15 protein-coding genes are annotated in these 22,558 nt (G+C 56.4%); 10 read left to right on the top strand and 5 right to left on the bottom strand.

What is annotated here, in order from left to right:
• Nucleotides 1-62: 62 nt before the first annotated feature.
• Entirely contained in the window at nt 63-800 is a 738-nt protein-coding gene (locus tag COMA1_RS15075) for an IS1595 family transposase (protein ID WP_090750012.1), read from the bottom strand.
• 675 nt (nt 801-1,475) lie between these two features.
• Here COMA1_RS15075 and COMA1_RS15070 point away from each other — a divergent pair.
• The 10 genes from COMA1_RS15070 to COMA1_RS15020 all read left to right on the top strand — a co-directional run bounded on the left by COMA1_RS15070 (nt 1,476) and on the right by COMA1_RS15020 (nt 19,232).
• Complete coding sequence (locus tag COMA1_RS15070) at nt 1,476-4,259, top strand: ELWxxDGT repeat protein (protein ID WP_090750010.1); 2,784 nt, start codon at nt 1,476-1,478, stop codon at nt 4,257-4,259.
• A gap of 191 nt (nt 4,260-4,450) precedes the next feature.
• Nucleotides 4,451-6,358: a GAF domain-containing protein gene (locus COMA1_RS15065; protein WP_090750008.1), complete on the top strand. Its 1,908-nt coding sequence runs from the start codon at nt 4,451-4,453 to the stop codon at nt 6,356-6,358.
• A gap of 98 nt (nt 6,359-6,456) precedes the next feature.
• A complete protein-coding gene (locus COMA1_RS15060; RefSeq protein WP_090750006.1) occupies nt 6,457-8,604 on the top strand; it encodes an HlyD family efflux transporter periplasmic adaptor subunit in 2,148 nt (715 codons plus the stop codon).
• The gene (locus COMA1_RS15055; protein WP_090750004.1) at nt 8,597-10,588 is read left to right on the top strand and encodes a preprotein translocase subunit SecA; all 1,992 of its coding nucleotides are present in this window, start codon (nt 8,597-8,599) and stop codon (nt 10,586-10,588) included. The genes COMA1_RS15060 and COMA1_RS15055 overlap by 8 nt, the downstream gene beginning before the upstream one ends.
• 166 nt (nt 10,589-10,754) lie before the next feature.
• Nucleotides 10,755-11,477, top strand: a complete 723-nt coding sequence (locus COMA1_RS15050) for an efflux RND transporter periplasmic adaptor subunit (RefSeq protein ID WP_176698095.1) — start codon at nt 10,755-10,757, stop codon at nt 11,475-11,477.
• 12 nt (nt 11,478-11,489) lie between these two features.
• Entirely contained in the window at nt 11,490-12,905 is a 1,416-nt protein-coding gene (locus tag COMA1_RS15045) for a TolC family protein (protein WP_090749999.1), read from the top strand.
• An 803-nt stretch (nt 12,906-13,708) separates the two neighbouring features.
• Nucleotides 13,709-13,972 carry a hypothetical protein gene (locus COMA1_RS15035; protein ID WP_090749996.1) on the top strand — a complete coding sequence of 88 codons (264 nt, stop codon included), beginning with the start codon at nt 13,709-13,711 and terminating at the stop codon, nt 13,970-13,972.
• Nucleotides 13,973-14,382: 410 nt separating this feature from the next.
• Nucleotides 14,383-15,813, top strand: coding sequence for a class II fumarate hydratase (locus COMA1_RS15030; RefSeq protein ID WP_090749994.1), 1,431 nt, complete (start codon nt 14,383-14,385; stop codon nt 15,811-15,813).
• Nucleotides 15,814-15,982: 169 nt separating this feature from the next.
• Complete coding sequence (locus COMA1_RS15025; protein ID WP_090749992.1) at nt 15,983-16,693, top strand: hypothetical protein; 711 nt, start codon at nt 15,983-15,985, stop codon at nt 16,691-16,693.
• 130 nt (nt 16,694-16,823) lie between these two features.
• Nucleotides 16,824-19,232, top strand: a complete 2,409-nt coding sequence (locus tag COMA1_RS15020; protein ID WP_090749990.1) for a Tex family protein — start codon at nt 16,824-16,826, stop codon at nt 19,230-19,232.
• 133 nt (nt 19,233-19,365) lie between these two features.
• On the opposite strand, the gene COMA1_RS15015 is transcribed toward COMA1_RS15020, so the two are convergent.
• The 4 genes from COMA1_RS15015 to tpx all read right to left on the bottom strand — a co-directional run bounded on the left by COMA1_RS15015 (nt 19,366) and on the right by tpx (nt 22,552).
• Entirely contained in the window at nt 19,366-19,620 is a 255-nt protein-coding gene (locus tag COMA1_RS15015) for a SemiSWEET transporter (RefSeq protein ID WP_090749988.1), read from the bottom strand.
• A 3-nt stretch (nt 19,621-19,623) separates the two neighbouring features.
• Nucleotides 19,624-20,292: a thiaminase II gene (gene tenA / locus COMA1_RS15010; protein ID WP_090749986.1), complete on the bottom strand. Its 669-nt coding sequence runs from the start codon at nt 20,290-20,292 to the stop codon at nt 19,624-19,626.
• A gap of 104 nt (nt 20,293-20,396) precedes the next feature.
• Nucleotides 20,397-21,800: a Si-specific NAD(P)(+) transhydrogenase gene (sthA, locus tag COMA1_RS15005; protein WP_090749984.1), complete on the bottom strand. Its 1,404-nt coding sequence runs from the start codon at nt 21,798-21,800 to the stop codon at nt 20,397-20,399.
• A 95-nt stretch (nt 21,801-21,895) separates the two neighbouring features.
• Complete coding sequence (gene tpx / locus COMA1_RS15000) at nt 21,896-22,552, bottom strand: thiol peroxidase (protein ID WP_090749982.1); 657 nt, start codon at nt 22,550-22,552, stop codon at nt 21,896-21,898.
• Nucleotides 22,553-22,558: the final 6 nt, after the last annotated feature.

The raw sequence follows: 22,558 nt of genomic DNA, 5'->3' as shown, positions 1-22,558 counted from the left end.
AGGGCGAAACGTAACCAAAGAAGCACCGTACGAAGAGCTTGAAGAGGTTCTCTTTGCGGTGGTTAAACCGATACTCGATTTCCTTTAGATACATCCAGATACATCGGGAAATGATATTTGGACACGCCTCGATAATTGTAGAGAATATGTTTCGCAAACGACCAGAAGCCTGCGATCCCGTTGATAGGGTTCTTGGTTCGACGATCCACGAGACTCTTGCTGTGGTTGACGGTGTGATGTTTGCCATAACGTCGCAACGATTGATAGCCCCGAAAGGCATCCGTGTAGTAGACGGAACCTTTGCGGGTCGTGGTCTGAATGTGGGCCATGAGGGTGTCCGCCGACACGTGCTCGACTACCTTGGTATAGACCCGCCCATCACGCTCCAGCAGCCCGAAGACGACGCTTTTACCTGCTGCCCCTCTTCCGCGACGGCCCTTGCATCGTCCGTCAAAATAGGCTTCGCCCAGCTCGATTTCGCCGGAGAGTTTACTGGCCATACTTTCTAATTCGGCGACATGAAATAATGCCACCCGCAACTTCTGGTAGACCCGACTAATAACTTTGGGGTCGACTCCCAGATCATGCGCCAACCGATAGGCTGGCACCTGCTGATAGAACCCCTGCAGGATCGCAATCTCTCGCCGAAGCTTTGCAAGGCTCTTCTGCTTGCTACATTTCCGGCACTTCACATAGCCGCGTTGCGTCCGGTTGGTCTTAAACGAACCGCAGAACACACATTTGCGACCACGCAAAAAGTTGGCCGTACACCCAAAAGCACGCTGAGATCCGGTAACCATGCGGCCTCCAGCCTACCAGATGGTTACGAAACGCCCTAATTACCCAACGTTTAGATTTCCAATTTTCACTTTCTGGGCTGCCCACCTTAGAGACGTTGAACATGAAACCTGAAATTTGTAATCGCAGGAACAATCGTCGAAAGGTGAATCAAAAAAGATACTGCATCTAATTAGATACAAGTTTCTGCGACCCGAGGGTGAGATCTGGTAAGGTGTCATGATCAACCTCATCTCAACGAGAAATGAAATCCTGTCACATGTCGCTACCAATCAGGTGATTCTGTCATTTCGCAGAATGATGAGTTGTCACGACAAGATGCTGGTGGCGACGTCTCAGCTATGTAGCGATGCCCGGAATGCTATTTGCTGCGATAAGCGCCGGCATTCACGCGGTGAATGAAGCAAGATGCGTGCTGGTTGTCTCCATAAAGTTTTTTGGACGGAAATGTTATCAGAAATGAAATTTCCCCATCATTTCTCTTTCCATAGCGAACGAGACTGTTGTAGAACCAGATCCCTCATCGGAGATGATTGGTCAAAAAAACCTCGGAGAGCGAGGTGCCGTAGGGGGACCTGTGCATCGGCCGTGCTGCTGAGCAGTGTTGAAATTCGTACGCCCAAGGATTCCTTCGAAGACATGATTCTTGTTTGAATGATCAAAAAAAGGAGTGACCGATGCATGATGTGATGAGGGGGTCGACAATCCGGAAGTGGGTAGCGGGCTTAAAGCGGGCGACGCGTCCAGCCGAGTCATCACGACCAGCTTCTGAGTTTATGCTGGAACCACTCGAGCCGCGCCTCTTACTGGCAGCTGATCTGACCGGTCTGGTGACGGCCCATACCTTGGCGGATCCCAGCGTGCCGACCAACGTCGAAACGGCGACGGTTCAAGTGAAGAATCAAGGGACCACAGCGGCTACCGTGTCCACGCAAGTCCGCGTCTATGCCTCGACCGATAGTACGTTCAGTACGTCGGATGTCTTACTCGGGACGACGACCACGGCAGCTCTTAGTGCCGGGCAGTCTCGTAGCGTGTTGGTCAATCTGACGATGCCAAATACCTTGGCGGCCGGGACCTATAAGTTACTCTCGCGGGTGGATGCAACTAACGTTGTGGCGGAAGGCACGACCGGCGAAGCCAACAATACCGGGGTGGGTCCCTCGTTTACGGTCGCGTGGCAATTCGGCGCGGTACCGGGGCGTGCAGGCAACACCGTGCTCACGCTGCGTGATGCCGATGGGACTGCCGTCACCTTCAAATTGACTGGGCCCGGAGTGGGGACCGTCCTCAAGGACGGGACCAATTGGGATCTGCGATTGACCGGCACGACCACTACCTCCGCTGTGACCATCACGACCAGTGGTGGCAACGGTCGGGTGTTGTTGAATGACGTGCATGCCTTTGGGCCGCTCGCATCGTTGACGGGCGCGACCACGGATGTCAACGGCGCGCTGGCGATCGATGGTGCAATCACCACGCTGACCATCGGCGATAAACTCGGCGGGAGCCTCGCGGCCAAATCCATCACCACCTTCACCGCTCGCAATCTGACAGGAGCAAATCTATACATCGGGACCATGCTGGGCGCAGACGGCAAACTGGGAGGAACGAGTACCAATCTCGACACCTATGGCTTAGGGCGTCTGCAGACGTTTGTCCTGACTGGATCGATGACGAACAGTACCGTGCGGGTCAGCGTCAATCCTGTGGATGGGATCTTTGGGAACGGGAATGACCGGTTTGTCACCGGCACGCCCACTGGGATCGGCAGCATCAAGATACAGGGCACACTGAGTGCCGACAGCCGGTTTATCACGCCGACGATTCCGACCACCTATTTGCTTGCGGGGCAGACACGGACCACCACCGGCGATGTGCACTTCCTCACCAACTTGACCAATCAACCCCCCGTCGCGGTCAACGATGCGTTCACGGTAAAGAAGAATGGCGTCCTGTCCGAGATTACTACCCTCGTCAAGGACATTCGGCCGGGGGCTAGCGGTGCTTTCCCACGTGGCGGAAATGAACTAGTCAATGTCAATGGCATCCTCTACTTCACAGCCAACAACGGCAGTAATGGCTGGGAGCTCTGGAGGAGTGACGGAACTGCTACAGGTACGGTACTGGTCAAGGACATCGTCGCTGGATCCGGCAGTTCGAATCCTGAGCAACTCACGAATGTGAATGGGAAGTTGTTCTTCACGGCTGAAACTGCAGCCACTGGTCGGGAGCTGTGGAAGAGTGACGGGACAGCGGCAGGCACGGTGCTGGTCAAGGACATCAAGCCGGGGACTGGGTATGGAATCTCGTTTTTGCTCAATGATCTTCTTGTCAATGTCAATGGCACCCTCTTCTTCACTGCCGATAATGGGGTGAATGGACGGGAGCTCTGGAAGAGCAACGGGACAGCGACCGGAACGGTCATGGTTAAAGACATCTGGGCTGGTTCACTTGACTCGAGAATCGATGAGTTGACAGCCGTCAACGGCACGCTTTTCTTTGTCGCGAATGATGGGGTGACAGGACCCAACCTCTGGAAAAGCGATGCAACAGGGACTCAACGCGTCGGAGGATTCGCGCCAAATAGCTGGATTGATGTCAGTAACCTCGAAGCGGTCAACAGTACCCTCTTCTTCACCGCTGATAATGGTTTCAGTAATCACAATAAGCTGTGGAAGACAGACGGTACGACTGTCGGGACGATAATGGTGAAGGAGTTCACCCAGGAAGGCATCAGTTCCGCGCCCAGTGAGCTCACAAATGTCAACGGCACCTTGTACTTTACGGCCTTCACATGGGCGAACGGCCTGGAGCTCTGGAAAAGCGATGGGACGACAGCGGGAACCGCCCTGATCAAAGACATCACGCCGGGTGCAGGGAACACCACTTTTACAGATCTCACACAGATCGGTAGCCAGCTCTTCTTCCGTAGTTTTGTGCCTGGCGGAAACATGCAGCTGTGGAAGAGTAACGGGACTGCGGCAGGGACTCTTGCGCTGGGTGCAGTGTTGCCTGGATTGGCTAACGGGAGCCCGTTGATTACGGATGTCAACGGGGTAGCGTACTTCAGATCCGCTGCTAACGACCTGTGGAAAAGTGATGGAACGGTGGCCGGGACCGTGCAGGTCATGGATAGTGGACCATACATGGGTAGTCTCACCAACGTGAACGGGACACTGTTTTTCGTGGATGGATGGCTCGGCTTAGACGACAATCTCGAACTCGTCAAACTTACTAAAAGCAATGTTCTGACCAACGACCGAGATCCAGAGGGCAAGCCCCTTACTGCCGTGCGCGTGAGTGGTCCGACCAATGGCACACTCACACTGAACAGCAATGGCACGTTCACCTATCGGCCCAATACCGGCTTCGTTGGCACGGACAGCTTTACCTACCGAGCCAGCGATGGCACGGCTACTTCAAACCTAGCGACGGTGACGATCACGGTAACGGCGTAATTGGAAGGTATGAAGTGTGAAGCGTGGTTCGCCATTCGTGAAGGATATGGCATGAGAGGGTGACGTGATAAATGTGAGGCGAGCACGAGGGGTCTATCACTCGTGCTCGTCTTCCAGTTAGGTATTCGATACGTAGCTTTGGACAGACCCGCCAAGAAGTAGTCGGTCTTCTCCCAGAAACACCAGCCCTCATGAACGAACAGGTCAGCTCACAGCGTGCGCGGTTCAATGAAGAAGCAGAGACATTGGTTTCGACGCTGACGCAGGCTGATGCAACCCAGGATGATGCACTCTGGACCGCCTTTGCCAAAGCGACAACCGTCGACGCCTTTTGCCGGAGCTGGCTGGCGCTGCAATGTCGCATGATCGAGAGTGTGCGGGCGGGCATGGTGCTCTTCGGTCCGGCTGATCGTGGTCCCTTCTCTCCCGTCGCGATCTGGCCCGAGGGGCTCCAGCATCTCACCCAGCTCACCCATACCGCTGAACGGACGTTGGCAGAACGGCGGCGTCTTGTTGTGTGTGGTGCGTCGGCTGAGGATGGGACACTGAACGGCTCCTGCGAAATCGGCTATCCCATCGAAGTCGGCGGTTCATTGCATGGCGCCGTCGTGCTGGAAGTCGCATCGAGATCCGGGTCGGAGCTGCAAGGGCTGATGCGGCGGCTGCAGTGGGGGGCTGCCTGGCTCGAACTGCTGTTTGCGCGGGAAACGGTGGCTCTTGAAAAAGGCACGTGTAAACGGATCCAAGCTGCTCTGGATTTGGTCGCTACCGCTGTTGGACATGACCGGTTTTACGCGTCGGCCATGGCCTTGGTGAATGCGCTGGCGACCACGCTCTCGTGTGATCGCGTCACGCTGGGTTTCGTGAAGCGCGGCCATGCTTGCGTGGCTGCGGTATCCCACAGTGCGGAATTCAAAGCACAGACCAATGTGATTCGTGGGTTGGCCGAGGCCATGGATGAAGCGATTGATCAACGCGAAGCGATCGTTTTTCCCCCGCCGGCGGAAGGGGCCGGAGTTGTGATGCAGGCCCATGCGGCGTTTGCCAAAGACCATGGGAGTGGAGCGTTGCTGTGCGTGCCGCTGGAAGCGAACGGGCAGGTTGTCGGTGCCCTCTTGCTGGAACGGCCGGCGGACCGACTGTTCGACGACCAGAGTGTGGTGCTCTGCCGGTCGGTCGCGGCACTGATCGGTCCGGTGCTGGAGATCCATCGTCGCGACGATCGTTGGATCGGGGCCAAAGTTTGGGATGCGCTCACTCGCTATGTTTGTGACCTGCTGGGCCTCAGTCATGTGGCGGTGAAGGTGACGACCGCGACTCTCGCGGGCCTCGTGCTCTTCTGTCTCCTGGCGGAGGGCGACTATCGCGTCTCGACCAAGACGGTCTTGGAGCCGGTCGTTCAACGGACGGCTGCAGCGCCGTTCAACGGTTATATTCGAGAGGCCCCTCTTCGCGCCGGTGATGTGGTGCGTTCCGGCGATGTTCTGTGTACGCTGGATGACCGAGAATTGCGGCTCGAACGAGTGAAGTCTTTCAGCAAACTTGAAGAGTATCGCAAGGAGTATCACAAGGCGATGGCCGAGCGGGAGGCCGCCAAGGTTGAGATTGCCACCGCGCAGATGCATCAGGTGGAGTCGGAACTGGCCCTCGTCGATGATCAACTTGCACACACGCGCGTGATGGCGCCGTTCGATGGGATCGTCGTCAGCGGCGACCTGAGCCAGTCACTGGGTTCACCGGTTGAAAAGGGCAAGGTGCTGTTCGAGATCGCCCCGCTCGACAGCTACCGGGTGGTGCTGGAAGTCGACGAGCGTGACATCGCGGACGTGCGGGTTGGCCAGCACGGACAGCTGTTGCTCGCGGCCTTTCCGTCTGACCCGGTGGGGGTTACGGTTGCCAAGATGACGCCCCTGTCGACGGCAAAGGATGGGCGCAACTTCTTCCGTGTGGAAGCGGCGCTCGATCAGCCGCATGACCGGCTGCGTCCGGCGATGGAAGGCGCAGGGAAGATCGAGATCGATCGGCGTTCGTTGATCTGGATCTGGACGCATCAGGTTGTGGATTGGGTCCGACTGACTGTCTGGACATGGTTGCCGTAACGCGCATGGTACGGAGGAGTTTCGTGTTTCATGTTTCTGGTTTCAGGTTGGGGAACGTGCCGGTCACTTGAGACATGAAACTGGAAATGTGAAACTGTATGTCTGAAGCGTTATTTAGTCCCTCCTGGTACCGTGTGGCGTCCCTGACCCCGCGGCTTCGCGGTCATGCCCAACTGCATCGGCATCGCTATCGCGGACAGATTTGGTATGTCGTGCAGGACCTGGCGAACGAGCGATTCCACCGGTTTTCTCCGACCGCGTTCTCCTTCATCGGCTTGATGGACGGCACGCGCTCAGTCCAGGCCATATGGGAGCATTGCTCGACCAAGCTTGGAGACCAGGCGCCGACTCAACCGGATGTGGTCCAACTGCTGAGTCAGCTCCATGCTGCGGACCTGTTGCAGTGCGACATTCCTCCGGACACTGCTGAGCTCTTGGCTCGCCATGACAAGCAGCGGCAGCGGAAGTGGCAGAAGCGATTGATGAGTGTCTTCGCCTGGCAGTTTCCCCTCGTTGATCCTGAACGGTTTCTGCAACAATTCGCCCCGCTTGTTCGCCCCTTCTTCTCCTGGTGGGGTGCTATCCTCTGGGGTCTGATCGTCGCCCCGGCTGTTGTACTTGGTGCCGCGCACTGGTCCGATCTCAGCGCGAATCTGATTGATCGTGTGACCGCGCCGCAGAATCTCGTGCTGTTGTGGCTGCTCTTTCCCGTGATCAAAGCCCTGCATGAATTCGGCCATGCCTTTGCCGTCAAGGTGTTCGGCGGCGAGGTGCATGACATGGGGCTCATGCTCCTGGTTCTCTCGCCGGTGCCCTATGTGGAGGCTTCCGCCTCGTCTGCGTTCGCCGATAAATGGCAGCGTGTCGTCGTCGGGGCCGCGGGGATGATCGTGGAATTGGTGCTGGCCGCGATGGCCGTGTATGTGTGGGTCAGCGTCGAACCAGGTCTCGTTCGAACCCTTGCCTACAACACCATCTTTATCGCCGGGATCTCCACGGTCCTCTTCAATGCCAATCCCTTACTGAAATTTGATGGGTATTACATCCTGGCGGACTTTCTGGAAATTCCGAATCTCCGTCAGCGTGCCCATACCTATCTCGGATATCTCTGTGAGCGATACCTGTTTGGGCGGGACGATGCGTCGGTGCCTCATGCGACCGAAGGCGAGCGGGCTTGGTTCATCACGTATGCCGTATCATCCTTCATCTATCGGGTGGTGGTCGTCGTCGCCATTCTTCTCTATCTCACGGATCAGTTATTTGTCCTGGGTGTCATCTTTGCGATCTTGACGGCCGGCACCTGGTTTGTGCTGCCCCTCGGGAAAGGTATCCATTATCTCTTCACCAGTCCCAGGATCAGACGGGTGCGCGGGCGAGCCGTGGCCGTCAGTCTGGCGCTGGTTGCCGGGGTGATAGTCCTGCTGACGCTTCTTCCGGTGCCGTTCCGGACCAGGGCGGAGGGCGTCGTCTGGATTCCGGATGAGGCGTTTGTGCGGGTGCAGATTGATGGGTTTGTTGAACAGGTGGTAGCGGTGCCTGGTTCAACGGTTCGCCCTGGCGATCTGCTCGTGGTCTGTTCAGACCCTGCGGTCCATGCAGATGTGAAGATGATCGAGGGGCAGCTGCACGAGATCAAATCGCGGGTGCGAGAGCAACTCGTCGACAACCTGGTGAAGGCAAAAATGTTGGAAGAGGAGCAGCGGTACATCGAAGAGCGTTTGGCTCGAGCGAAGGAGCGACAGTCGGAGCTTGAACTCAGAAGTCGGGTGGCAGGGACATTTATCCTTCCAAAGGCCGAGGATCTGCCCGGGCACTTTGTGAAGCGGGGTGATGTGCTAGCTCATATCGTGGACCTCAAGATGATGACCGTCCGCACGATTGTTGATCAAGGTGATATCGACTTGATTCGGCATCAGACCCAGGCCGTGGAAGTGCGACTGTCGGAGCGGTTGGCTGACCCGATGCGGGCGACAATCTCACGTCTGGTACCGGCAGCCAGCGACGAGCTGCCGAGTCCGGCCTTGGGCAGCGAGGGGGGAGGACAGGTGCCACTCGATCCACACGATGCGAAAGGACACACGGCGCTCAAAAAGCTCTTCCAGATCGATTTGGCGCTGCCGCTTCAGAAGGGTCTTCTCAACGTCGGCGGGAGGGTCTACGTCCGATTCGATCACGGACGCGAATCGTTAGCGATTCAATGGTATCGGCAGGGGCGTCAGGTGTTCCTGGCGCGTTTCAATGTTTGATCCGGCGCGCGAACGCAGAGCATTACACAGTGCCTATCCGGAACGATCTGTCTCTCAGGAGGGTTGGTTCGACCGGCAAGGGGCTCGCCTGTTCAGCTCACTGCGGCGTCGGCACCGAGTGCGATTGTGCCGAAACACGACGATTGTCGAACAGGTGGCAGCGCAGGGCCACGAGCTCTCAAGGTTGTCGGACGAGCAACTCACTGAACGAGCGATGCAGGTGCGTCAGAGCTTGCGTCGGGATGGTCTTTCGGAGGAGCGGGTGTGCCGGTCCTTTGCCCTGATCCGGGAGGTGGCGCAGCGGACGCTTGGTCAACGGCACTACGACGTACAAATTCTCGGTGGCTGGGTCTTGCTGAACGGCTGCATCGCGGAAATGGCGACGGGAGAAGGCAAGACGCTCACCGCGACCTTGGCCGCAGCAACCATTGCGATGGCAGGGGTGCCGGTCCATGTGATCACGGTCAACGACTATCTGACGGGACGGGACGCCCGTGAGATGGCCCCTCTCTATGAGAGGCTCGGGCTCAGCGTCGGTGCTGTGATCCATGAGCTTGATCCGGTTGCGCGACGGAGTGCGTACGGTTGTGACGTGACGTACTGCTGCAATAAGGAACTGGCGTTCGACTATCTCCGGGACCGGTTGGTGGTCGGGCGGCAGCCGAATCGCATCCAACTTCAACTGGAGCGGCTCTACGGTGATGAGGCGAGGGTGCGGCAGTTGGTCTTACGGGGCTTGTGTTTCGGCATCGTCGATGAAGCCGACAGTGTATTGGTGGATGAAGCGCGGGTGCCCTTGATCATTTCCGGGGCCGGAGGCGAGGTGCCGGAGAAGATTATCTATCAGATGGCTCTGGATTTCGCTCGCGGTCTGGTGCGCGGGCAAGATTTCTCGTTGGACGGACGGGAGCGAACCATCAGGCTCACTTCAAGTGGTCGAACCACGCTCACCAATCGGGTGGTAGGGTTCACAGGCCTCTGGTCTGGACCGAGGCGGAGGGAAGAGCTGGTTCGGCAGGCGTTGACGGCGCTCCATTTGTTTCAGCGCGATGTGCACTACCTTGTGCGCGGTGAAAAGGTGCAGATCATCGATGAATATACGGGACGTGTCATGGGAGATCGGTCATGGGAACATGGGTTGCATCAAATGATCGAGTTGAAGGAAGGGTGCCCCGTGACGCCGATGAACCGGCCGCTGGCGCGCATCACCTATCAGCGATTGTTTCGACGCTATCTCTGGCTTTCCGGAATGACCGGGACTGCGCAGGAGGTAGCCGGTGAACTATGGAACGTCTATCGACTTGCGACCGTCACGGTTCCGACGAATCGCCCGCTTCAGCGCCGGTGGATGGGTGAGCGCCTGTTCGCCACGGCGGATCAGAAGTGGGAGGCGGTCGTGGAGCGGATCCGAGCGTTGCGGGAACAAGGACGTCCTGTTCTCGTCGGAACCAGGTCCGTGGAAGCCTCTGAGATCCTGAGTCAGCAACTCACAAATGCACAAATCGAGCATGTAGTGCTCAATGCGAGGCAAGATCAGGAAGAGGCCGCGGTCGTTGCCGCAGCCGGTGAGTCCGGACGAGTCACGGTGGCGACGAACATGGCGGGGCGCGGTACCGATATCAAAGTGCTTCGTTCCGTGGCTCAGGCCGGCGGGTTGCATGTGATCGCAACCGAACGGCACGAAGCCACACGTATCGATCGGCAGCTCTATGGGAGGACTGGTCGGCAAGGAGATCCCGGCAGTTACGAAACCGTGATGTCTCTGGATGATGAACTGTTGGTCGCTTCTCGGGGAAGGGTCATCCGGTGGGTTGCCTCACTGCTCCTGAAACCGGGGACCCCCCTGCAAGGATGCCCAACGCAATGGCTCGTGCGTCTGGCCCAGCGGTCGGCGGAACGGCTGCATGCCCGCATGCGCCGGGATTTGCTCCAGCATGAAGATCAACTCGAATCCGCGCTGGCGTTTTCTGGACGGGTGGAATGATGGGGGCGAATGTACGATGGTGAGGATGGATTCAGAGTCGTTCCTCAGATATATCAGGAATGGGTTGCGTTTTTGTCGATGTGTGAGATGGGTATCAATTTGTCTTGCCGTCAGTTGGTGTGGGTGGCCTATAGCGAGTGACGCCTCCGACAATCTGGCCTGCATCATGAAACCCTATACGGAAGTGTCCATTGGATCGCCGGTCGAAGGCATCATCCAGACGGTGCATGTCGAACGGGGCGATTGGGTGACCAAAGGGCAGGCCGTGGTTACACTAGAGGCCAGTGTGGAAAGAGCCACGGTCGAGCTGGCTAAGGCAAAGGCCGAGGCCGAGGCCACGCTCAAGAGCATCCAGGCGAAAATGGCCTTCAGTGCCAGGAAGCTTGAACGGGCGACGGACTTGTACAAATCTAACTCGATCGCCAAGCATGAATTCGATGAGGCCCAGACGGAAAAGGTACTCGTAGAAACGGCGTATCTGGAGGCCACCGAAAAGAAACGGATCGACGAACTAGAGTGGCATCGGGCCACGGCGGCGCTCAATCTCCGCACCATCTCGAGCCCGCTGACGGGTGTCGTCGTCGACCGGCTATTGTCTCCCGGTGAGTTGGCTGGCAAGATGCCAATTTTGAAGTTGGCGCAGATCAATCCGCTGCGCATCGAAGTCTTCGCGCCATTGAGCCTGCTGGGAAAAATCACACTCGGCATGAAGGCGGATGTGCATCCGGAAGGCGGCGGCTCAACCACCTATCAGGCACATGTGACGGTGGTCAACCGGGTAGTTGATAGCGCGAGCGGCACGTTCGGGGTCCGCCTGGAAATGCCGAATCCCAATAACGCTTTGCCGGCGGGGCTAGCCTGCACGGTGAAGTTTCAGACGGCGAAATAGAAGGGTGACTCGATGAGAGGCAGATCGCCATCTCGGGTGAGTGGCCGAGGGGTGGAGTCGTTGAGTCGACAACCATGGGGGCTTATCATTCCTAGTCGAGCTCTTCTCGGTGTTGTCGTCCTGGCTTGGCTATGCTCGGCCAGTGTGGTTGTATGCGCGCAAGAGGTTGCAGCACTTCCGATGCCGTCGGAGAACCCGCCTGTTTTGAAGATGTCCTTGGCGGAGGCCGTTGATTTGGCCATCGGCAAGAGTCCGAACGTTCGTGTATATCGAGAGAAAATTGAGGCCGCACGTGCGGTAACCCGGACACAGTTGGGTGCGCTTCTTCCGAACGTTGCCGCCTTTGGTAAGTACAACCACCAAACATTTTTCCTCGGGACCATCGGCGGAAGACCGGTGAGGACCGATCCGTTCGATATCATCGACGGCCGCGCCTCCTTTACTCAGTCCCTGTTCAGTCTGAGTTTGATCGAACGGTGGCGTGCCTCGCGGTCCGCCTTACAGGTCGCCGAACTGGATTCGGCCACTACGGAGAACGACACTGTGGCCAAGGTGGCCCTGTCCTACTTCGAGGTGCTGCGCAACCAGGAAACGGTCGACGCGCGAACGGCCAATGTGGCTCTCTATGAAGATCTCGTGGCATTCGTGAAAAACCGGCAAGTGGGGGGGATGGCCACTGGCCTCGATGCGGCGCGGTTGGAATCACAACTCGAGAATGAACGGCAGCGCCTTGAATTGGCCAAGGGCGAAGTCGAACGGGCCAAGTTCATGCTCCTGAACGCCATCGGGATCGGATACGATCTAGCGCTTCAACTCACGGATTCACTGAAGGCCTATGAAGGAGCGCTTCCCACACTACACAGTGCATTGGAGGTTGCCGGAACCGAGCGGCCGGAGCTCAAAGCTCAGGTGCAACGGATCAGGACAGCGGAATTGGGTATACGTTCGATCAAAGGGGAGCGCCTTCCCTCGCTGTCTGCGGAAGGGAATTACGGATTGATCGGAAACCGATTCGAGAATAATGCCGGGACCTACAACGTCGGCGTTCAGCTATCGATTCCGATTTTTGATGGAGGTCAACGGGAAGGCCGCATCGGGCAGAGTGTGAGCGAATATAATCAAGAGGCGTACAAACTGGATCTGGTGAAGAATCAGATCGGCATGGAAGTGCGGGACGCGCTGGTGACTCTGAAGGCCTCACTCGAACAGCAGCGGATCGCGAAAGATGGTCTTAAAGCTTCCATGACTGAAGTGAGTCTGGCTCGCGAGCGTATCCGAACCTTGAGCTCGAACACATTGGAATTGTCGAATGCCTTGTTCTCCCTCGTGCGGGCGAAAGACAACATGATCGATGCTCTCTTTCGCGTGCACGCCTCGCGGGTGAATCTGGCCAGAGGGCAGGGGCGTATTGAAGATCTACGCCATTAATTTGCTCCAGTTCCCTCCGACGAGTAAGGCCAAGCCTATCAAGTACAGATCTCAGGCGCCTTCCGTCCCGCAGATTCCTGGAGCATAGCGCTTGTTCTGTGCATTACGACATAGCCGAAACTGGTTCCCCTTATAACAGTATGGCCGACCATGCCTTGACGCCGACGAACATCGCTCATCGTCAAGAGGGACAACTTCCCCGCTCAAAAGGGTGACCGCCCTATTGGGCCGTGGTTTACCAACAATTGAGAGGGGCCTCAAAATGCATACACTGGTTGAGGTTAATCATTCATGAGTTATGCTCTTGATCTACTCAAGTTCTTACACACATGGTGATGCTGGGTTCTGTACTATTCCGAGTGAGAGCAGGGTACGAAACAGCGATATATTCGGCATCCTCAAACTGATCCTCCATCCGACCGGCTACGAATGGGAGTTTCTGCCTGAGGCAGGGAAAACCTTCGTCGATAAGGGGAAGGGCCGCTGTCACTAGCCCACCGAGTTTCTCGCCATTCATCATCCTTCGCCAAACCTCGTCTTAGTTTGCTGAAGACTTCAGGGCCCGGCTATTCGATGCTGAGGTTGTACCGGTCCAATCAGATCTATACGCCAGAGACATTCTGCTGGATTGCACTGGTGGTGAAATCGAGTAGAGTGCCCTTGGGATTCCATCCGTTGTGGTCCTGTGAGCTACATTATAAGTGTGGTGTGTAGGGCGCGATGCAGGCGTTGGGATTAAGGAAGTAGGGTTTCCGTTCGACTATTAAACTGGTTCATATACCTGACCGGTTGAGGAGGCAAGGATGAAAACACTCTGCTACGTGCTGATGACGGTTGGCATGGTCCTGGCGCTTGGAGGGGTCGTGGCGGTCTTCAGTTTCGACCAACCTTCGGACATGTTTTCATGGGTGTGGTGGATGATCGTCGGTGGATGGTCTCTTGCCTTGATCGGGATGGGTATCGACATCCTGCATTTATTCCAGGTGGTGACACCGAAGGCCGCATACACGTTTCAGCCGGAGGTTGAGAGCGGCAACCGGGCTGAGCAAGAGGGCACTCGGGTGTGAGAGTCACAAAACAGCACCATACGCGTAGTACAAGGTTTGACAACAGGCTGCTCATGTCCAAAATTCTCACGAGATCCTGGGCCATGAATCCGGTATCCCAGTGTGTAGTGCCTGTCTCTTCTGCCATACGCATTCTTCAGCTGTGTCCCTCCATCGGATAGGTCAGTCTTCCGATTGTCGGTTTCGATGGAGATCATCCTACTGGAGGGATTCCCCACTAACGATTGGCTATCACGATCACTCTGTCGATGGTCTGACTGGATGAGAGCGAGTTTTTCGGGGATGAACGCTAAAGGTCTGGTGACGCGTCGGCGGTCAGTTTGCTGCCCATGCTCTTGTGAAAGTTGGCGGCCAACGTTTATCATGACGACTGAAACGGAGTGGAACCACTTAACGATGGAGTGCGACGCATGAAACAGGGGCAATCATCCGTACCGACCAGAATTGAGCGAGATACCATGGGGGAACTCGCCGTGCCGACTGAGGCCTACTTTGGAGTGCAGACGGCCAGGGCGATTGAAAACTTTCCGATCAGTTCACTCCGGATGCCGCGATCCGTCATCCGAGCGATGGGAATGCTCAAACGAGCGGCTGCGGCGGTGAACCACTCCTTGGGGTTGTTGGACAAAAAGCCGGCTGCGGCGATTAAACGGGCGGCGACCGAAGTTGTGGATGGCCGGCTGGATGCCGAGTTTCCTGTCGATATTTTTCAGACCGGCTCCGGTACGTCTACCAACATGAACACCAACGAGGTGATCTCCAACCGTGCCACGGAATTGCTCGGTGGTGCGCGCGGCAGCAAGCTGGTGCATCCGAATGACCATGTCAACCTCGGCCAATCGAGCAATGACGTGATTCCTACGGCCATTCACATTGCCGCGTCGGAGATGATGCAGCACCAGCTTCTTCCTGCATTGACTCGACTACACAAGGCGTTAAGGAACAAAGCGAAGGAGTTCGACAAGATCGTCAAGATCGGACGAACGCACCTCCAAGATGCCACGCCGGTTCGCCTGGGACAAGAATTCGGTGGCTATGCTCGTCAGATCGAGCTGGGTATTCAGCGAGTCAAGCAAGCCCAGGCCGCCTTGAGTGAGGTGGCGCTGGGAGGAACTGCCGTGGGTACGGGGCTGAACTGCCATCCCAAGTTTTCCTCGAAGGTGATGTCGATTATTTCGAGAGAGACGGGCTGTTCGTTCAAGGAAGCCAAGAATCATTTTGAAGCTCAGTCGGCTCAAGACTCGTTGGTCGAGGCGAGTGGGCAGCTACGGATTATTGCTGTGAGTCTGATGAAGATCGCCAACGACATTCGCTGGCTTGGTTCCGGTCCTCGTTGCGGACTTGGTGAAATCAATCTACCGGAGACGCAACCGGGCTCTTCCATCATGCCGGGGAAGGTCAATCCCGTCATTGCCGAGTCTGTGACCATGGTCTGCGCCCAGGTGATCGGCAATGATGTCACGGTGACGGTCGGCGGGCAGGCGGCAAATTTTGAACTGATCGTGATGATGCCGGTGATGGCCTATAACCTGCTCCAGTCTATCGAACTGCTCGCCACAGCGTCGGACAACTTTGCTGTAAAATGTATCGAAGGCATCAAAGCCAACGAAGAACGCTGTAAGAGTCTCATTGAGGAAAGTCTGGCCATGTGCACGGCCTTGGCGCCGGAGATCGGGTACGAAGCGGCGGCCAAACTGGCGAAGGACGCATATAAGTCCGGGAAGACCGTGCGGCAGGCGGCGAAAGAACAGAAGGTCCTCGCCGAGAAGCGTCTAGTGGAACTGCTCGATCCCTGGCGTATGACTGAACCAGGTGGGCCGGTAGGCAGTGCGGGAGGGTAATCGCAGGTTGGGAAAGCGCAGAGGATGTGAGCAGGGAAGCGTTGTGCGGAACTGCTTGATCTGCGGCGCATGACGGAACCGGACCGGTCGGTGGGGGGCGCGGGAATGGAATAGTGGAATGAGCAAGCAGGTATTGTCTTCCAGGAGCGTATCTGTATACTGAAGGACAATGAATCCAGCCTCGTCCCGTTTTTGTTGCACCGCAGGGCTTCTTGCCTTCTTGCTTGCCGCAACACTTGCCGGCTGTGTCGCCAGCGCACGTCAGTCAGGCTCTCCTGATCGGATGGTGGTTCCTACGATGGGAACGCGCGGAACGTCGTGCTGTGCCATGGCGAAGGGGATGCCACGGCAGACGGCACTAGCCAAAACGGCGGTGCGATTTGTCGGACAGTCTCGGGTTCAGATTGGTGGCCGAAATTATAATCCGGATTGTTCTGGTTTTGTTCAAGGGGTCTATGCCTCACAGCGTGTCGATTTGTATAGTGGATTGGGAAAACTGGATGGAGGAAACGGGGTCGGGCGCATCTACACCCATGTGATGGAACATGGGCGGATTCATTATGGGCCGACCGTCCATCCCGGTGATCTCGTATTTTTCCATAACACCTGGGATTTCAATGGAGATGGCTTACCCAACGACCCGCTCACGCATATTGGAGTGGTTGAGACGGTAGAGCCCGATGGGACGGTGCTCTTCGTGAGTTCACTGTCACGTGGGATTCAACGGTATCGGATGAACCTTCAGAATCCGGACACACACAAAGCCGCGGATGGAAGGGTTCTGAACGATTTTTTACGGCGCAGGCATTGGGGCGACTCTCCAGGCACCTACTATCTGACGGGACGATTATTCGCCGCTTTTGGCACTCTCGCCCGTTAACTCATGTACGAATGTCCAGTGATGTTCTCCTTTAGCTCGGACTACCGTATTCCCGGTATGACGTTTCTTTTTCCATTTCTCAGAGAGCGCGGACTGCTCACGCGTTCGGAAGGATAGGCGGTTGATACCGATGACAACTGAGACGACCGAAACAATTCAAGTCGACACCAATGCGCGGCAGCGCAAGATCGTTCCGATCATCGCCAAAGAGCTTGGTGTTGGGGGGGCGCAAGTAGCTGCTGCGGTGGCATTACTCGATGAAGGAGCGACGGTTCCTTTTATTGCACGGTATCGGAAAGAGGCGACGGGAAACCTTGACGATACACAACTACGGACTTTGGAAGACCGTCTGCGCTATTTACGTGAGCTGGAGGAGCGGCGTGCCGCCGTGCTGGCTTCCATCGAGGAACAAGGGAAGCTCACGGATGCATTGCGCACGACGATCGAAGCGGCCACGACCAAACAAGTCGTCGAAGATCTGTATCTTCCCTTCAAGCCGAAACGCCGCACGCGGGCCCAGATTGCGCGCGAAGCAGGGCTGGAGCCGTTGGCGGATGGGCTCTTGACCGATCCCTTAGTAAATCCGGAACAGGAAGCACTCAAGTATGTGCGTGCCGTGGCGGCTGCTGAAGGCATGGAGGCCGTCAATGTGCCGGATGCCAAAGCTGCACTCGAAGGGGCACGAGATATTCTGATGGAACGATTCGCGGAAACTGCTGATCTGCTGGCTGCGATCCGGACACGCTTGTGGAACGAAGGCGTCTTGACGTCGACGGTGATGAAGGACAAGGAAACGGCTGAGGAAGAAAAGTTTCGCGACTACTACGCCTATTCGGAACCAATCAAAGTCATTCCCTCACATCGGGCTCTGGCGCTGTTCCGAGGTCGCACGCTCGGGGTCTTGAAACTTGAGCTGGGCTTGGGAGAGGTGCTCGATGCCATGGTGCCGCATCCCTGTGTTGCCATGATTGCCGCCCATGCTGGTATTGCTGATCGAGGGCGACCGGCGGATAAGTGGTTGGCGAGTGTCTGTGACTGGACGTGGCGAGTGAAGATGCATCTGACCATCGGTGCCGAGTTGCTCGTGCAATTGCGAGAAGCGGCCGAGGCCGAGGCCATCAGAATCTTTGCAAGGAACCTGCATGAACTGTTGTTAGCGGCGCCGGCTGGACCCAAGGCCATTCTGGGTTTGGATCCCGGTATCCGCACAGGGTGTAAAGTGGCTGTTGTTGATGCGACAGGGAAACTGTTGGACACTGAGACGATCTATCCACATCAACCGCGTAACGATTGGAACGGAGCATTAGAGACTCTGGTACGTCTGATAGTTCGTCATGGCGTCGAGTTAGTGGCGATCGGTAACGGCACTGCGAGCCGGGAGACGGACAAGCTGGCAGGCGAGGTCACCAAACTCGTCGCGGCCAAAATGCCCGAACACAAATTGGCGAAGATCGTGGTGAGTGAGGCGGGGGCATCGGTCTACTCTGCGTCGGCCTTCGCCGCAGCCGAGTTCCCTGAGCTGGATGTCAGTTTACGAGGGGCCGTGTCGATCGCGCGACGACTCCAGGATCCGCTCGCCGAGTTGGTGAAGATCGAGCCAAAGGCGATCGGGGTCGGTCAATATCAGCATGACGTGGATCAGAAGGCATTGGCGAGATCGCTCGATGCCACGGTCGAAGATTGCGTCAACGCCGTCGGCGTCAATGTGAATACGGCGTCGGTTCCGCTACTCGAACGGGTGTCAGGTCTCAATAAAGCTTTGGCTCGAAACATTGTGGACTATCGCAATACAAATGGACCGTTCTCCAACCGGACCGCGATCCGTAAAGTCCCTCGTCTTGGTGATAAGACATTCGAGCAAGCGGCAGGCTTCCTGCGCATTCCAGACGGTGACAATCCGTTGGACTGTTCTGCCGTCCACCCGGAGGCCTATCCGGTCGTTGAACGGATTCTGACTCGGTTGGGAACAGGGATCGCTGAGGTGATGGGAAAGCCCGCCGTTTTGAAGGGGGTATCGGCGGAGAACTTTATCGATGAGAAATTTGGCCTGCCGACGGTGCGAGATATTTTTAGCGAACTGGAAAAGCCTGGCCGCGATCCCAGACCTGAATTCAAGACGGCGACGTTCCGTGAAGGAGTCGAGTCTGTTAGCGATCTGCAGCCAGGCATGGTGCTCGAGGGGGTGGTCACGAATGTCGCGGCATTCGGAGCATTCGTCGACATCGGGGTGCATCAGGACGGGTTGGTGCATGTCTCCGCGCTGGCCAATCGATTCATCAAGGATCCACACGAAGTGGTCAAGCCCGGGCAGGTGGTCAAGGTGAAGGTGATCGACGTCGATCTGAAGCGCCAACGCATCGCGCTGACGATGCGGCTTGAGGATGCTGCGAGCCGCCAGACCCTGTCGACACAGCCTGGAAATAACACAGCTGGTGGTCAGCCTGCGCGAAGACCATCTGGTGCGAACCAGGCAGCACAACCGTCTCAGCCGCTCAGCGCCATGGCCATGGCGCTGGCCAAGGCGAGACAGAAGTCGTAGCGCAGGTCTGTTTTCCCGCTGGATCTGACTGACTCGATACGATGATTTATGACTAGCAGCTGCGCGGCGGTTGCAGACCGTTAGAAATTTCTTTGGCGCTTTTGTGCTCAAGTTGAGAGAGGCAACTTTCCCACTATCCATACCTGATTTTTAGCGCGATGATTCCAGCTTGGAGGAGCAGAGTCACGGCGTTCGCGAGAATGACGGGCAACGAATCAATCCAGATGCCGTAGATGAGCCACAGCAGCACCCCTGTGCTAAAGGTCGTCACCATCCCCCAGGACAGATCCCCGGTTGATTTTGACCGCCAGGCCTTTGCGATCTGGGGAATGAATGCGATGGTGGTCAGTGTTCCGGCTATCAGCCCCAGCGTCGTGACTCCGTCCACTTCTTACACCGGCCACTTTTCTTCACGCCAGGCCATGTCCCAGAACATCCATTCGTACCGCGAACTGATGATGAAGGAGTCTTCCATTCGCCGTAATTCGTCTTTTCCGGCTGTCTTGGCCCACTGATCCACTTTCTTCCGCATCCATACCTGAACTTCCGCAAACTCAGGAGATGCATAAAGCATGAGCCAATCACGGTAGGGATGGTGCTTGGCCGGTGGGCCTTTTTGTAGTAAGTGTTGTCCTACCACGCAATAGACCCATGCGCAGGGGAGAGCCACGACAGTAATTTCCGTCGCGGTTCCCGTAGCGGCTACGGCTAACATGTGCCTGGTGTACGCATAATTTGTCGGTGCCATGGGAACGGATGTCATCTGTTTTGCGGTCATGTTCCAGCGCTTGCCGTAATTCTCATGCAGGCTGCGCTCGACGACGATCGTCTCCTCTGCCAGCTTGTTGAAGCGGAGGGCGCTTTCTGAGTCCGGCGCTTTGACGGCTCCTGAGGACAACACACGAGCAAGATCGCCGAGAAACCGTGCATCCTGCAGGATGTAGTATTTGAACTTCTGTTCAGACAACGTTCCATCGCCGAGTGCGACGACGAAGGGATGAGTCAATTGGGAATCCCAGATCGAGCTGGCGAGTTTGCGGAGGTGGTTTGAGAATGACATGGGTGCTCCGGTTCGAGACGTCGTTGGTTTTGAGCAGTTCGTGTTAAGTTGAAACGTACGATTCAACAGTCACAACTAAGCACGTGCCGTTCTATGTTCCCACATTACAGAAATGGAATCCAAGGTCTGGAGAGTCGATTCATTCCGTCCAATGCCGCGACTTTGTAGCATTCCGCCAAGGTCGGATAATTGAAGACTGTATCGATAAAGTAATCGATCTTACCATGAAAGGCGATCACGGCTTGACCAATGTGGATCAGTTCCGTGGCGCCTTCTCCGATGGCATGCACGCCCAACAGATGTCGAGTGTGTCTGTGAAATAGGAGCTTCAGCATGCCGGTTTCGTCGCCCATCAGCAGCCCGCGGGCGATTTCGTTGTAATGCGCAATGCCAACGCCGTAGGGCACGTCGGCTTGTTTCAGCTCTTCTTCGTTTCTACCGACCATGGAGATTTCAGGAATGGCATAGATGCCGTAGGGGAGGAGTGCGGTATCCATGCGATCGGGATGACCAAAAGCATGGCTGGCAGCGTGCCGACCCTGTTGCATGGATGTCGAGGCTAGAGCCGGGAATCCGATGACATCGCCGGCTGCATAGACGTGAGACAGCGTGGTTTGGAAATGTTCATTTACGATCAACCGTCCACGGGCATCTGGTTGGAGACCGATCGATTCCAGATGCAGGGCTGCGGTTGCTCCGACGCGGCCGATGGCATATAGGAGTGTCGTGGTGTGAAGCGGCGGATGCTTTCGTAAGGACACCTGGACCGCCTGGTTTCCCTGTCGTGTGATCGCGACCACTTCCTCGTCGTGATAGAGGGTGATGCCCAATTTCCCCATCTGCTGCTGGAGCGTCTCGATGATTTCTGTGTCGACGAACTCCAACAGCCGGGGACGTTTATCGATGAGCGTGACGGGTACCCCCAAGGCGGCAAGCATGGACGCATACTCGGTTCCGATCACGCCTCCACCGACAATGACGAGCGATTTTGGAATATGTCGTAGGGACAGCAGTCCGTCCGTATCGATAATCGCCTGGTCATCAAAGGGAACCTCAGGTGGACGAGCGGGCTCGGTTCCGACGGCAATGATGAAGAAGTCAGACGTGAGTTCGAATGTCCGATGGGAGGTGCGTATTTGAAGCCGATGTGGGTCGAGAAAGCTGGCCGTTCCGAAATACATATCCACTTGGTTGCGGGCCATCTGCTGCTGGACGATCTGAATTTCATGTTTGATGATGTGATCGGCACGGAAGGCCAGGTCTTCGATCGTGATCGTCTTTTTCAGCCGGTACTCGCCGCCGTAGATGTTGCGCTGTCGAAATCCGGACAGGTACAGGACGGCTTCACGGAGTGATTTACTGGGAATCGTTCCCGTATTGATGCAGACGCCGCCGAGGACCATCTTGCGTTCGATGATCCCGACTTTCTTGCCGAGTTTAGCCGCCTGGATGGCAGCTTTCTGCCCTGCCGGTCCCGTACCGATGACGAGTAAATCATAGTGAGACATGGGATTCTTGAACGGAGGAGGTTAAGGTTGAGGGGGACCACATTCTCATACACCTCAGGGGCGAGCTGAGGCCTCAACCTTAACCGCATTTCCTCCTAACTTTCGGTTACCAAGCGACGGGCGAATTGGAATGCTTCTTCCATGTCAGGGAGTTGAGCAATCTCGGGGGTGATTTGAAGATAGCGGATGGTGTTTGTCTTGTCGACGACCATGACCGCTCTCGTCAAGATGTGGGGGCCTTCCAAAAAGAGGCCATGGGTTTTCCCAAATTCACCTCCACGATAGTCGGACAGGAAAGTCACATTGGCAATCTTGGCTTCTCCTGCGAATCGCTTTTGAGCGAAGGGCGTATCGACGCTGACGGTGATCAGTTCCACCATCTTATCAAGGCCTTTATTGCGCTCACTCAGAATATGGGTCTGCTGTTCGCAGACCGGGGTGTCGAGCGACGGCACCACGCTGATGATGCGGACCTTACCGGAGCCTTTGGTCTCTGCAATCTTCACGAGGGACAAGTCGTTCTGTGTCACTTTGACATCACGGAGCACGTCGCCGATTTTGACCCCGCTACCGGTGAGTGTCAGCGGGTTGCCCTTAAAGAGGACCTTATTGCCTTCGCCCGCGACTGCCGTGCCGTCGGATACGGGCATGTTTTTGTACAAGAACGTGTTGCTTGCTGTTGTCTGACAACCGACGAGTCCAAGAGAGAAACAAATCACCGTAACCATGACAGCCGAAGATCCCGTGCGCATAGTGAA

Source organism: Candidatus Nitrospira nitrosa (genome assembly GCF_001458735.1).
GTDB lineage: Bacteria > Nitrospirota > Nitrospiria > Nitrospirales > Nitrospiraceae > Nitrospira_D > Nitrospira_D nitrosa.
Note: the sequence above shows the minus strand (reverse complement) of the source record. Positions and strands in the feature narration are given on the sequence as shown.

Bases quoted from the DNA above. Each gene is read 5' to 3' on its own strand.
- COMA1_RS15060 (WP_090750006.1), top strand. From the start codon at position 6,457: ATGTCTGAAGCGTTATTTAGTCCCTCCTGGTACCGTGTGGCGTCCCTG.
- tpx (WP_090749982.1), bottom strand. From the start codon at position 22,552: ATGCGCACGGGATCTTCGGCTGTCATGGTTACGGTGATTTGTTTCTCT.
- COMA1_RS15030 (WP_090749994.1), top strand. From the start codon at position 14,383: ATGAAACAGGGGCAATCATCCGTACCGACCAGAATTGAGCGAGATACC.
- COMA1_RS15065 (WP_090750008.1), top strand. From the start codon at position 4,451: ATGAACGAACAGGTCAGCTCACAGCGTGCGCGGTTCAATGAAGAAGCA.
- COMA1_RS15075 (WP_090750012.1), bottom strand. From the start codon at position 800: ATGGTTACCGGATCTCAGCGTGCTTTTGGGTGTACGGCCAACTTTTTG.
- tenA (WP_090749986.1), bottom strand. From the start codon at position 20,292: ATGTCATTCTCAAACCACCTCCGCAAACTCGCCAGCTCGATCTGGGAT.
- COMA1_RS15070 (WP_090750010.1), top strand. From the start codon at position 1,476: ATGCATGATGTGATGAGGGGGTCGACAATCCGGAAGTGGGTAGCGGGC.
- COMA1_RS15050 (WP_176698095.1), top strand. From the start codon at position 10,755: ATGAAACCCTATACGGAAGTGTCCATTGGATCGCCGGTCGAAGGCATC.
- sthA (WP_090749984.1), bottom strand. From the start codon at position 21,800: ATGTCTCACTATGATTTACTCGTCATCGGTACGGGACCGGCAGGGCAG.
- COMA1_RS15020 (WP_090749990.1), top strand. From the start codon at position 16,824: ATGACAACTGAGACGACCGAAACAATTCAAGTCGACACCAATGCGCGG.
- COMA1_RS15045 (WP_090749999.1), top strand. From the start codon at position 11,490: ATGAGAGGCAGATCGCCATCTCGGGTGAGTGGCCGAGGGGTGGAGTCG.
- COMA1_RS15055 (WP_090750004.1), top strand. From the start codon at position 8,597: ATGTTTGATCCGGCGCGCGAACGCAGAGCATTACACAGTGCCTATCCG.
- COMA1_RS15035 (WP_090749996.1), top strand. From the start codon at position 13,709: ATGAAAACACTCTGCTACGTGCTGATGACGGTTGGCATGGTCCTGGCG.
- COMA1_RS15025 (WP_090749992.1), top strand. From the start codon at position 15,983: ATGAATCCAGCCTCGTCCCGTTTTTGTTGCACCGCAGGGCTTCTTGCC.